Source organism: Microcoleus sp. AR_TQ3_B6 (genome assembly GCF_036702785.1).
Lineage (GTDB): Bacteria > Cyanobacteriota > Cyanobacteriia > Cyanobacteriales > Microcoleaceae > Microcoleus.
The window spans coordinates 38,217-50,979 of record NZ_JAUBVJ010000021.1; the positions used below are offsets into that span (position 1 = coordinate 38,217).

The window sequence follows — 12,763 nt, forward strand, 5'->3', positions numbered from 1 at the left end:
CGTGTAATTTGGTTGCTGGAACTGGAAGAGACTTGCAGGCGTCGGAGTCGGCGTCGGAGTTGGCGTCGGCGTCGGAGTTGGCGGCACATCATTAATCGTCAAAAGTGACGGATTACTGACATTGCCACCGAAGAGCACCAAATTCACCGTTTCCGGCGATTCCACAATCAAATCACTCAAAGCCGTCACGGTGAAACTAGCGGTTGTTTGCCCCGCAGCAAAATTCAACACCCCCGCCGCCCCAGTGTAATCCGCTGCTGTGCCTGCTGAACTTGCCGAACCGTCAAGAGTAGCGTAGTTAATCGATGCCGCCGCCGTGCCACCGGTGCGAGTAACGTTAATCGTAGCCACGCCACCTTCAGCCACCGTGTAATTTGCTTGGGCGAACTGGAAGAGACTTGGAAGCGTCGGCGTCGGCGTTGGAGTTGGCGTCGGCGTCGGCGTAGAAATCCCTTGATATTGAATGCTCCGCAGTAGGTAGTCGGAACTATCGTCTTTGAAGGAGCTGGCGAGGTAGGCAGCGGTGGGGCTATCGTAGGCTGCGGCGGAGAACTGCAGTTCGTCAAAAGTAGCGCCGGTGAGAGTGTCTCCTACTATCTGGAATGTGAAATTGCCATCGGTGCGATCGCCAATGAAAGTCACTCCACTTGGATACACAACGATCGGTTTTGGAGTGGCAGGAGCGTTGAGGCGAGTGATCGTAAAATTGGTGGCCGATACCTGCGTTCCATCCTTAAAGAGTTTCAGCACACCAGCTTCATTGCCTTGATCGCCCACTCCAGGACTTTCTTTGGGAAGTAATCCACTCAGGCCGATCGTGGCGCTAGTAATTTCTTGGTTATCTGCCCATTTCACCTTCAGCACCTGAGATGGAGTGGGGTTAGTGGTGTTGGGGTCATGGTTGATTTCCGCCCGAACTTTAGTGGGGTCGGTGAACCAACCATCATAAGAGGATGGGACACCAATACCAGCGGGAGCGCCGTAGGTCAACCAGCTTTTAGGGTTTTCGTTCGTTGCTAACGTGAGGTTGCTGATGACAGTAGGGTTAGTGTAGTTCGTTTCCCCGCCATCAAAAGTTATCCCAGACAGTTGGATGCCTTGATTCTGGGCGGCAGTAGGCCATTGTGTAATTAGGTCACTGATGCTGCTGTAATTATTGGTTTGACCCAAAGAACCATTAAATGAAGTAGCCATTGCTTCTCTTTTGATAATGAATAATTAAGGAGTAGAAGTGACTGAAAACCCGATGTTGGGCTTTCTTTATATCGAGCGGTCACTCCAAGAAACATTTCGTCATACGTAAGTGCCGCTAAATCCAGTAAAAATGCTTACCCCATATGCTTCTGAAGGCTTTCTTACCCATGATAACTAGAGTGTAATTAGTTACACCTACGGGCACCTACTTAATAGAGATAGTTAGCTTTCTTCATCAATAATAACTTTAGATCCGGAAAAATTGCGATTTTTTTTTTCAGCCCTATCAAAATCGGGTTTTCCACGTCTGTAGAGGACAGCTTAAATCCCAAATTCCGGGCCCCCAAGAGGCCGCGTTCGCTGCTTCAGCGGACCCAAGTGAATCAGCCGAGACAATTATGAGTAAAAATACTCGGGAATTTATATGTCTAAGCATAACCCAGTTGGGAATTACTGAAAATTGAGGTGCCGGCGCAAGTTAAATCTGATTCGATTAAAAATGCGATCGCTAAAAAAAACAAGTTTATTGCCGATCCGTAATGTGATTGACGATCGCCCTCAAGATGTCAAATCGGTTCTATATGAATGAGGAGTGAGTTAATTCATTCAAAACCAGCCATCATGTTATATTTATTTGTAATTAATTACTTACTTAACGAGCGATGAACTTATCAAAAAATAGGTTGTGGTTGTTGGGATCGATCGCCATTACTGCAATAACGATCGTTACCCTACTATTTGCTCCTGCTAACAACCAAGTCAACAGCGGTTCTACTTATAATAGAGCCCCGGACGGCTACGGAGCATGGTATGCTTTTATGTCAAAACGCGGAACCGAGGTTCAGCGCTGGCAAAAACCTTTTGAAGACTTTACTAAAAATCCAGATGCAAAACCGCCCAGTACACTTTTACGTATCTATAGTAAATTGATACCAGAAGATGTTTCTGATACAGAGAAAAAGTGGGTAGAACAGGGCAATACTTTGGTAAATTTGGGAGTGCGCGCCCCCGTGACACCAGCACCTTTTAGTAGCTTGCACCCAGCTTCAGCCGGGCAAATCAAGATTGACACGGGGCGGAGATATCCCAGCGATAAAAAACAAGTTTTAGACGATCAATTTGGGGCCATTGTTTGGAAAAAACCAGTGGGAAAGGGTACAGTTTATTTTGCCAGCACATCCCATTTAGCTGCTAATGCTTATCAGGATTTTCCCGGTAACTATGAATTTTTAGCAGGGCTAGTTGCTCAATTAGAAGGTGGAGAAGAAGAAATAGAAGGAACCGAACAGGCTCTAGCAGTGAAATTAATCCAAAATTCCAGCAACCCGCCAAGCCAGGGAACGAGTAAAATCCTCAATAAAGTCTGGGTAGACGAATACATTCACGGTTACAAAGATCCAGAAGTTCTTAAACGCGAATATGAGGGAAATGTATTCACTTATTTAGCCAAAACTCCTCTATTTCCCGTTTTAATACAAGGTACAATTATTTTACTCATTGCTATTTTTGCCGGGTGGAACAGGTTTGGACAGCCTGTAACTTTATCAGCGCCGCAGGTTGACAACAGCGAAGCTTACATTCAAGCACTAGCAGGTGTTTTGCAAAAAGCAAACAGCACTGATTTCGCCGTAGAAATTATCGGGAAAGAAGAACAGTTACAACTGCAAAAAGCATTATTATTGGGACAGGCATCGCTGGAAAGTGAAACCCTAACAAATGCTTGGGTTGAGCAAACAGGGCGAAAAGCGGCAGAATTGTCAGAACTTCTGCCCTCGCCATCTCATAAACGCCGAATCAGCGATTCAGATTTGCTAGCCTGGTTGGGTAAATGGCAGCAGATCCGTCAACATCTCCCCTCTGACAGGAAAAATCTAAAATGAGCGAAACAAACTCGATTTTTAAACGCCTCAGCCAAGCCCTTGACAAAATAGTTGTGGGTCAATCTTCCACAGTACAGCAGTTGCTAGTGGCACTTTTGAGCGGCGGACACGTGATTGTTGAGGGAGTTCCTGGAACCGGGAAAACTCTACTTGTAAAAGCGATCGCCCAATTGATACAAGCAGATTTTCGTCGCATTCAACTAACGCCGGATATTTTGCCGTCTGATATATTGGGAACGAATATTTTTGATTTTGACAGCCACAGTTTTACCCTGAAAAAAGGGCCAGTGTTTACTGAAGTTTTGCTGGCAGATGAAATTAATCGCACCCCTCCGAAAACTCAGTCAGCACTGCTAGAAGCAATGGAAGAACAGCAGGTAACGTTAGACGGTGAGACTTTAGCTCTGCCAGAATTATTTTGGACGGTCGCCACTCAAAATTCCCTAGAATTTGAAGGCACTTACCCGCTACCAGAAGCTCAGTTAGACCGATTTTTATTTAAACTTGTGGTTGACTATCCCGATGCAGCCGCCGAAAAGCAAATGTTGCTGAACGCAGAGGCAGGATTTCGCGCTAAACGCCTCGATTTAGCTAAGATAAAATCTTTAGCAACGGTAGAGCAAATAATTAGCGCCCGTCAAGCAGTACAAACTGTCAAAGTAGAAGAGAAAGTGCTCGATTACGTGCTAGCTTTGGTACACAATACGCGAAAACATCCGGATTTGGCATTGGGTGCTTCTCCGCGATCTGCAGTAGCTTGGTTGCAAAGTAGTAAAGCTCACGCTTGGCTAGCCGGCAGGGATTATACTACTCCTGATGATGTCAAGGCGATCGCACTGCCGCTTTTGCGTCACCGTCTGATTCTTAAACCAGAATCGCTGCTAGATGGCCTGCAAATTGATTCGGTAATTGCTTCGGTATTAAAACAAGTTGCTGTACCGAGGTAAACAAAATGATTCCTTCTATTCGCCTTTATTTCCTGTTAGCGATCGCCATTCCGATCGCCCTTTTGCTCGCTATGCTGGTAAATCAGCAGACAAGTATTATCGCCACTTTGCTATTTGACAGTTTAATTATCGGTTTAGCCATTACCGACGCACTGCGCGTAAAATCTCATCGGGTGCAAGTGACACGCCATCCGTTGCACAGACTTTCGGTTGGGCGAGACAATCCGGTTTTACTGTCAGTGCGATCGTCTCCGAGGGCTGCGCTAACGGCAAATCAAACAGCTAAAATTCGCCTGCGCGACTCCTATCCGCTAGAGTTTGATGTCTCTCCACCGCTGCTGGAAGCCGACCTCAACCCTAACAGCGATCGGGAATTAACTTATACAATCCGCCCGTCAAGTCGCGGAGAATATAAGTGGGGAGACATTCAAGTGCGGCAGTTGGGAAACTGGGGTTTAGCATGGAACGACTGGAAAATACCTGCTAGTGAAAAAGTGGCCGTTTATCCCGATTTAGTGATGTTGAAAGAACTCTCTATTCGGCTAACATTGGAAAATAGCGGCACAATGCGGCGGTTACAAAAACTCGGCATGGGAACTGAATTTGCCGAACTGCGGGAATATGGTATTGGTGACGATCCTCGCTTGATTGATTGGAAAGCTACTGCGAGGCGATCGCGCCCTTTAATCAGAGTTTTAGAACCAGAAAAAGAGCAAACTTTGATTGTTTTACTCGACAGGGGACGGCTGATGACGGCGCGAGTGCAGGGTTTGAAGCGTTTTGACTGGGGAGTTAATGCAGCCCTGTCTTTAGCCTTGGCTGGACTAAATCGGGGCGATCGCGTGGGAGTCGGTGTGTTCGATCGGGAAATCACGACTTGGATACCCCCGGAAGGCGGTCAACATCAACACTCTAAATTAATTGAACGCCTGGCGCCAATTCAGCCAGTTTTGTTAGAACCAGACTATGTTGGTGCTGTAACTAAATTAGTAACTCAACAAACTCGCCGTGCATTAGTAGTGCTCATTACTGATTTAGTAGACGTTACCGCATCTACGGAAATGCTTTCGGCTTTAGCGCGTTTAACACCTCGTTATTTGCCTTTTTGCGTAACTTTGCGCGACCCTCTAGTTGACCAAATCGCTCACACTTCCACGGTGGAAATTACACCTGCTTATAATCGTGCTGTAGCATTAGATTTACTAGCACAGCGTCAGGTAGCTTTTGCACAGTTGAAACAAAAAGGAGTTTTGGTTTTGGATGCACCAGCCAATCAAATTAGCGAGCAATTAGTTAACCGATATTTGCAACTTAAGTCTCGGAATCAGCTTTAATCTTCTCAGCTTCCGCAGCATTCGCAAAGTAAGGTAAAGGCCCTTTGAGAACCGACCAGTTTTTGTAGATGAAACCGATTACCCAAGGGGCTGACAAAGCAAAAAACAAGACGCCTAGCTGTATTTGCGATCGAAATACATCTAGAGTGCTTCCTGGTTGATTGTCTAAAAATGTTGTAGATGACAAATCCCAAATTACCCAAATAATATTTTTCACAGCTATAAAAATTATTAATACAAGTAAGCTGCGGGTTTTTACATACAAAATTGCGTGTATGAAGGTTGCAATAACACTATATATAAAATTATAAGAAATTAGAGACAGTAGGAAAAAAGCTATTATTGCTCGGGTATTTCCCCATTTTGCCGCCCATCTGTGTAAGAAAATAGCTAGGAAAATAAAGGCAGAAAATATGGTAGATAGTGCATAATAGATAGCTAAATTCAAGTAGTAAAACGCTGGAAAAAAGGTTTTTGAACCTTTAATTAAAATACTGCTATTTCTATTATCACTCAGTATTTTTTCAACAAAAGAAGGTACAATAAAAGACAAAGGATAATAAAATATTCGGAATACACCTAGTGCGAAAACCACGCTAGCGATCGCAAGACCTACTAATGCCAACCACTGGTAGCGATCGGGAACTTTACCAACCAGATATTTAATTTCAATTCCCGCTAGCCTGCATTGTCGCCACACCAGAGCCAGTATCAAAATCGATAAATAAATTCCAAGTATTGCCTCAACTAATGGATCTAATGGTGTTTTATCGTCCAACGGTATCCCCCTTGTAGAGTTAATCATTCTTATTTGAACGTAAATGCCTATACCCAATAAGAAGTACCATCCAAATATATGCCGAACCTTGATGAGAAAAAAAGGATTGTCTTCGGGAGAGGGGATGTTAGTAACAGTCATGATTTTAATTAATTACTGGACTCGATATGGGTAGGTAAGGTGCTATTTTGGGCAATTTAACGTCAAATGTATTCACAGACTGCTGTTTGACCGTTAGATTTAGATCCCCCCTAGCCCCCCTAGCTTAGGTCGGGGGGAACCGGAAGTCCTCAAAGTCCCGGCGGGGGATGCGAGGGGGATCGCCCGGATTTGACTCGCCGAATTATCTAGGAACTTCAGCCGATCGCCTTTTACTGCAATACATCACCAACAGCGCAAACAACCCGATCCCAGCCAAATACTTCAACGGATCGGGAATTGCCGGATTTGGCGAGAAAAAACCCTCGATCGTACCAGCAATTAGCAGCATCGGCACAATTCCAAATACCAATTGTGCAGCTTGAGTACCGTAAAATTTCATGGCATCAGCACGACGATATTTGCCAGGAAAAAAGATGGCGCGGGCGATGATTAAACCAGCGCCGCCAGCTAAAAAAATCGCCGGCAATTCCAGGGAACCGTGAGGAAATACAAAGGCCCAAAAAGGGTAAGCTAAATTGTGCTGAGCTACTAAACTGGCGATCGCGCCGATCATCACTCCATTAAATGCCATAAGATAAACTGTGTAAAGACCGAAAACAATCCCTCCCCCAACAGCCGCAAAACATACGGATAGATTGTTAGTCATAATACCGCTAGAAGCTAAAGGTTCGATTCCCACAATTGAACCCATCCACAATTTCCCCTCATCGCGTACCGTTGTAATCAAATGTCCAGGAACTGCTAGGGACAAAAACACCGGATCTTGCCAAGCAAACCACCAAGCAATCAACGCCATTACTAAAAAAATACCCGTCGCAGTCGCCGTATAACCAAAAGTCTGCTGTACCGTAGCCGGAAAACCCCAGCGGCAAAACTCCACTACAGCTTCCCAATCTTGGCGGCGCGAACCTTGGTAAATTTGGGTGTAGCCGCGAGAAGTTAACCTTTGCAAATCTTGTAACAAAATATTACCGACTTCATTTGTCCTCGCCCTAGCCAAATCCGCCGAAACAGAACGGTACAAACTCGCTAATTCCGTGATTTCAGACGCAGCTAGGGACTTTAGCCCCTTTTTTTCTACTTGCTGTAAAAGAGTGTCCAACCGTTTCCAGTTGGGTTCCCGCCGCGCGATCCAACGTTTAATATTCATAAAGTTTTCTCTACGTTCTATTAGATATAGCTTAAGATAGTGGTAAATTTTCCGCCTCACACAACCACAACCATCCAGTCATGCCTAAAAAAAATCTTAGTTATTCTGGACAAACAGGCCCCTTGAGCGTCGGTAATGTTGTTAGTGCTAGCTTGCGGATTTACCGCGACCATTTTAAGTCATACTTTGGTTTGGCATTGGTAGCTTCTCTATGGTTGTTAGTTCCGATTTACGGTTGGGCTAAATATTCTGCTATCTCAGGACTCATTTCTCGTCTGGCTTTCGGTGAAGTTAGGGAAAAGCCAGAGACTGTCAGTGATGCTCGCCGTGAGGTGAACCCTCGGATGTGGAGTTTTTTCGGGGCGGGTATATTGACATTTCTGATTTACATGGGGGTATCCTTGGTAGGTGGGATCGCTATGGCAATATTGGCAGTGGGGGCGGCTGCTATCTTTCGGCAAAATTCCCCAATTGTTGCAGTTTTGCTGGTAGTAGTTACGGTCATTGCTTTCTTAATTATCTATATCCGACTTCTCTCTCGCTTGCTGGTTGTTGAGTTGCCGCTGGCGATCGAAAATAATATAGGTGCTAGTTCAGCAATCGGTCGCAGTTGGGAGTTAACTAAGGGGTCGGTGGGACGCATTCAGTGGATAGTTTTTGTGGGCATTTTGGTTTCACTCCCCCTCACAATTGTTATGCAGATACTTACTGTGAGCATTCAAAGTTTTTTAAGGGCAGTTTTGGGCGCAGAATCGGGTATATTTTACTTAGTTTATTATCTTATGATTTTGCCATTGAGCTTTGGCAGCAGTGCGCTTGTGACTCCTTTTTGGCAGGCTATGAAAGCGATTATCTACTACGACCTGCGCAGCCGCAAAGAAGGTTTGGATTTGCAAATCCGCGATCGCTAATTCAGCCTCAGTCACAACATAAAATTTGCTCAAATTTATGCGACTTTTTAATCGATTCACTCTCCACACTCCCGAAAGTGTAGAACTCGAATTTACTTTAGCGGGAATTGGCAACCGAGCATACGCATTGCTGATAGACTATATCATTTTAGGTTTGATTATAGTAGTGTTTCTATTAGGTGCGCTGATATTTAATTCAGTGTTGCTTGAGACGCTCGCAAAGTTGCTAGGAAGTACCAAGGGCTTAGCACTCTGGTTGATAGCAGTTCAGGCATTAATTGGTTTTTTCATTTATGTAGGTTACTTTGTATTTTATGAAACGGTGTGGTCTGGTCAAACACCAGGCAAGCGTTATGTCAAAATCCGAGTAATTCGGGATGATGGCCGTCGAGTCAGGCTTCAGCAATCAACACTAAGGGCTTTGCTGCGACCTTTTGACGACTTATTTTTTATAGGTGTATTTTTCATAGTGTTCAACCAGCGGGAAAAACGTTTAGGAGATTTGGTAGGAGGCACCCTGGTAATTCAAGAAGAACAACCTCTGACAACTGCTGCATTGAAAGTATCAACATCGGCTCAATCCCTAGCAAATAAACTGCTGATAGAAGCCGATATTTCCAGTTTGCTGCCCGAAGATTTTGCTGTAATTCGAGAGTATTTACAGCGGCGCGAAGGGATGATACCTAATGCCCGAAATGAATTGAGCAAACAACTGGCTACTCAAGTTAAACAAATCATAGGTTGGGAAAAAATGCCAACAAAAGTTGATGCTAATGTCTTTTTAGAGGCTGTTTATCAGGCCTATCAGCAGCAAGTTGACAATTAATATCAAGCCCGGTTAATTACTTATAAATCCACGGGCATAGGGAATTGGGCATTGGTCAATCGATTTTAGATTTTCGATTTTAGATTTTAGATTGACCCCACGGATAAATGCTCTTTCTTGAGGATTTTCGATTTTCGAAAAGGGATTGATTCCACGGATAAATCACGTGGCGGGTACCACCTTTGAAATTCTTGGTCATTAATCTGACTAAAGCAGGAATTATGCACTTACCCTCTGATTGGTCACCGGCAACTCTACAATAAACTCAGTTCCTTCGCCAACCTGACTGACGCAGCTCAGCTTGCCGCCGTGAGCTTGAACAATTACCTGATAGCACACTGAAAGTCCCAAACCAGTGCCTTTCCCCACAGGTTTAGTAGTAAAAAACGGGTCAAAAATCTTGTCTTGAATTTCTGCTGGAATGCCACAGCCGGTGTCGCGGATAGAGATTGTTACCCAGTCCGGCTCGCTTTGCCAACTGCGGATGGTTAATTCCCCCGGTTTGAGGGCTGAGTCGAGCGCATCTAAAGCATTGTCAATCAAATTATAAAATACTTGGTTGATTTGACTGGCATGACATTTGACGGGCGGCAAACTGCCGTATTGTTTGTCGATTTTGATATTGGTTTTTAGCTTATTTTGCAGCATCATGAAACTGCTTTCTAAACCTTCATTCAAATCTACCGCTTTTAATTCAGCGTGGTCTAAACGAGAAAAATTACGCAGCGTCGTCACGATCGAGCGAATCCTGCCGCTGCCTTCCCGCATTGAATTGACCAGTTTACCAAAGTCTTCTCGAATGTAATCCAGTTCTAGTTCTTCATTGATTCTGACTATTGCCTCCGCTGCTTCCGGGCAGGCATTCCCGGCCAATTCGAGAGCTTCGTTCAAGAGTTGAAAATATTCTTGAGCGTGAAACAAGTTAGCGTGGATGAAATTGTTGGCGTTGTTAATTTCGTGAGCAATTCCCGCTACCATTTGCCCCAAACCTGACATTTTTTCGCTTTGAATCAATTGCTGCTGTGTCGCTCGCAATTCTTGGAACGCTGCTTGCAATTGCTGGGTTTGAGCTTGAGATTTGACCGCAGCTTCTCGGACTTTACTGTAAAGTTCTGCTTGCTGAATGGCGATCGCCATTTGGTCGGCTAGCTGCGACAGCAGCTCCATTTCTTGCCGCTGCCAATTGCGGGTATCCCCGCACTCGTGAGCGATCAGCAAACCCCACAGTTTACCGGGAAATTTTAAATTAGAACTTCCGGCTGTAGGGATTGAATCTTCTTCACTTCGGGAGGTAACAATCGGGACAATCAGATTAGCTTTTACCTGCAAACGGTCTAAGAAATCAACGTGGCAAGACTCTAAACCGGCATTGAAAATATCATTAATTGCTTTGACTCGCCCTTGCTGGTAAAGCTCGGCGTAATCTCCCCGGAAACACTTATCCGCCCCCATATCTCCTAAAATTGAAGGCCAAGGAACCGTCATGTTTTCAACAACAACTTTTCCCTGCCAGTTGTCTTGAAACTGGTAAATAATTACTCGATCGCACTGCAACAGTTGGCGAACTTCCCTCACCGCTGTTTCCAGGATAGTTCCCAGATCCAGGGTACTGCGAATTTGGTTGCCGATCAGCCGCAGCAGCGATTCTCGTTCGGCTTGGCGCCGGGTTTTGCTGTAGAGTTTGGCTTGATTGATCGCGATCGCCAATTGCGATGCTACTCCTTCTAAAAGTTGCTGTTCCCAATGGGTCCATTCCCGTTCGCGATCGCACTGATGCAAGCCAATTATGCCATTCATTTCACCTTGATAGCGAGTAGCTACTGCCAGCATTGACTTAATTTCCAAAGCTTCGGCAATTTTTCTGGTTTGTGGGTTCAATCCCGGAAAATCGAGAAACTTCGTCACTGCTAGCGACTCTTGCTGAGACACGACAGCAGTCAAATGCGGATTGTCAGTCATCGGTACTTTCATGCCCAGTTGGATCGGATAGTCCCCCGTGTTGTACTCTCCCCGCGTGACTAAAGTTTTGTCTGTATTTGATTCTTTGACTAAAATGCTCACGCGGCTGGACTGTAGCGCTTGCCCCAGCAATCGGCAGGCCGATGTCAAAATTTCTTCTATGTCAAGTGTACTGCGAATTTCGTTATTAATTTGGTTCAGCAAGTTTGATAACTGAACTTGCTGCTGCATCTGCAAGATTAGGGCTTTTTGTTGGTCTACTTCCGGCGGAGAAAGACTTTCTTCCTGCCTCCAATTTTCATGTTCAGGCAACCGCGAAGTTACTCTCTGCCAGGGGTTTTCGTGTTCTTGTATTTTTAAAGACATATTTACTCAGCACTTGTACTGTATAGTGATCGATCATGGTTTTTTTAGACCTGTGCTTACCCCGCCAAGAGCCCGATCGCAGCTACCAGGACTTTTGGACTATCTTAAGACATTATAAAGGATGCAGCCTGAGCATAGCAATTATTTGCTTTACCAATATTTATATATATAAAGTATGCGCTCTGCCGCCGACAATACTAATTGGCGCGCCCCTTGAACTTGGTCTGATGTCAAATAGAGTTAACCGCCCGGTTAAGGGAAGAAAATTAATCTAAAATACCTCTTTAGTTATATCTTTGCGCGCGCCCTCGATCGACATGGAAAACTCAATTCCGGACAATTTTCCTTCGCCACCTTGTAGCCACAACCTTACATCTGGATTAAGAGGTAAAGGCCAGATTAAAATAGCTTTAGCGATCGGCAATTCGCGGCTGCACTGGGGATTATTTGCCGGCCAAACTCTGGAGAAAACATGGGATACAGAGCATCTCAATGCTGATGCTGTTTCCCGAGTCTCCGAGGAGGAAAAGGCAGAATATTTGGTGCAAACAGTAATGAGGTCGATCGAGGAAATATCTGCTCAAAATCTCCTTTGTCGAACTGCTACTGGCGCTTTTTCTAGTCCTCACACACTTTCTTTAGTTCCGCTGCCTCTAGTTTTAGCCTCAGTTGTTCCCCAACAAACAGCCATTTGGCAGAGTTATCCAGATGTCCGGATTATTACTTTAGACCAGTTGCCGATCGGGGGACTCTATCCTACCCTGGGAATTGACAGAGCTTTGGCTGTACTTGGCGCTGGCAACCAATTCGGTTGGCCAATTTTACTTATAGATGCTGGTACAGCTTTAACATTTACTGGGGCTGATGTCAATAGGTATTTAGTTGGGGGCGCCATCTTACCGGGTTTGGGTTTGCAGTTATCGTCGCTAGGTAAAAAAACCGCTGGATTACCCTTAGTCAGCTTACCAGAAAATCTGCCGCATCGCTGGGCGAAAGACACTGCTGGGGCCATTCAAAGTGGAGTTGTCTATGCGACGGTGGCAGGAGTTAGGGATTTTATAGAAGATTGGCGGTGTTTGTTTCCTGATAGCAAAATTGCACTCACGGGGGGCGATCGAACTTTGCTTTTAAAATACCTCACCGCCGCCTTTCCCCAGACGGCTTCCTGGGCCTTAATTGACGCACCAGAGGCTATCTTTTGGGGAATTAGCCTGTTGACTGTTGACTGTTGACTGTTGACTGTTACCAATTACCAA

The 12,763-nt window shown here is 45.1% G+C and carries 10 protein-coding genes; 6 read left to right on the plus strand and 4 right to left on the minus strand.

Annotated elements, in window-relative coordinates; genetic code table 11:
• On the minus strand, positions 1–1,194 hold a 1,194-nt coding region (locus tag QUB56_RS12910), incomplete at its 3' end, for a Calx-beta domain-containing protein (RefSeq protein ID WP_332955610.1).
• A gap of 662 nt (positions 1,195–1,856) precedes the next feature.
• Between QUB56_RS12910 and QUB56_RS12915 the strand changes: the two genes are divergently transcribed.
• Genes QUB56_RS12915 through QUB56_RS12925 form a run of 3 tightly spaced genes read left to right on the plus strand, consistent with a single transcriptional unit; the run spans position 1,857 to position 5,355 of the window.
• Entirely contained in the window at positions 1,857–3,074 is a 1,218-nt protein-coding gene (locus QUB56_RS12915; RefSeq protein WP_332955611.1) for a DUF4350 domain-containing protein, read from the plus strand.
• On the plus strand, positions 3,071–4,021 hold the full coding sequence (locus QUB56_RS12920) for a MoxR family ATPase (RefSeq protein ID WP_332955612.1): 951 nt from the start codon (positions 3,071–3,073) through the stop codon (positions 4,019–4,021). Before QUB56_RS12915 ends, QUB56_RS12920 begins: the two co-directional genes overlap by 4 nt.
• 5 nt (positions 4,022–4,026) lie before the next feature.
• Positions 4,027–5,355 carry a DUF58 domain-containing protein gene (locus tag QUB56_RS12925; RefSeq protein ID WP_332955614.1) on the plus strand — a complete coding sequence of 443 codons (1,329 nt, stop codon included), beginning with the start codon at positions 4,027–4,029 and terminating at the stop codon, positions 5,353–5,355.
• Here QUB56_RS12925 and QUB56_RS12930 read toward each other — a convergent pair.
• Positions 5,333–6,274, minus strand: a complete 942-nt coding sequence (locus QUB56_RS12930) for a hypothetical protein (RefSeq protein ID WP_332955615.1) — start codon at positions 6,272–6,274, stop codon at positions 5,333–5,335. The two genes, QUB56_RS12925 and QUB56_RS12930, sit on opposite strands and share 23 nt — an antisense overlap.
• A gap of 202 nt (positions 6,275–6,476) precedes the next feature.
• Positions 6,477–7,445: a stage II sporulation protein M gene (locus tag QUB56_RS12935; protein WP_332955617.1), complete on the minus strand. Its 969-nt coding sequence runs from the start codon at positions 7,443–7,445 to the stop codon at positions 6,477–6,479.
• Between the two features lie 80 nt (positions 7,446–7,525).
• Here QUB56_RS12935 and QUB56_RS12940 point away from each other — a divergent pair, with 80 nt between their 5' ends.
• Together QUB56_RS12940 and QUB56_RS12945 are read left to right on the plus strand one after the other, a co-directional pair.
• Positions 7,526–8,356, plus strand: a complete 831-nt coding sequence (locus tag QUB56_RS12940; protein WP_332955619.1) for a DUF975 domain-containing protein — start codon at positions 7,526–7,528, stop codon at positions 8,354–8,356.
• 37 nt (positions 8,357–8,393) lie between these two features.
• A complete protein-coding gene (locus QUB56_RS12945; protein WP_332955620.1) occupies positions 8,394–9,182 on the plus strand; it encodes an RDD family protein in 789 nt (262 codons plus the stop codon).
• Positions 9,183–9,401: 219 nt separating this feature from the next.
• On the opposite strand, the gene QUB56_RS12950 is transcribed toward QUB56_RS12945, so the two are convergent.
• Positions 9,402–11,507 (minus strand): GAF domain-containing protein, encoded by a 2,106-nt coding sequence (locus QUB56_RS12950; RefSeq protein WP_332955621.1) that lies wholly within the window; start codon positions 11,505–11,507, stop codon positions 9,402–9,404.
• 317 nt (positions 11,508–11,824) lie between these two features.
• On the opposite strand from QUB56_RS12950, the gene QUB56_RS12955 reads away from it, so the two are divergent.
• The gene (locus tag QUB56_RS12955; protein ID WP_332955622.1) at positions 11,825–12,739 is read left to right on the plus strand and encodes a pantothenate kinase; all 915 of its coding nucleotides are present in this window, start codon (positions 11,825–11,827) and stop codon (positions 12,737–12,739) included.
• Positions 12,740–12,763 lie beyond the last annotated feature (24 nt).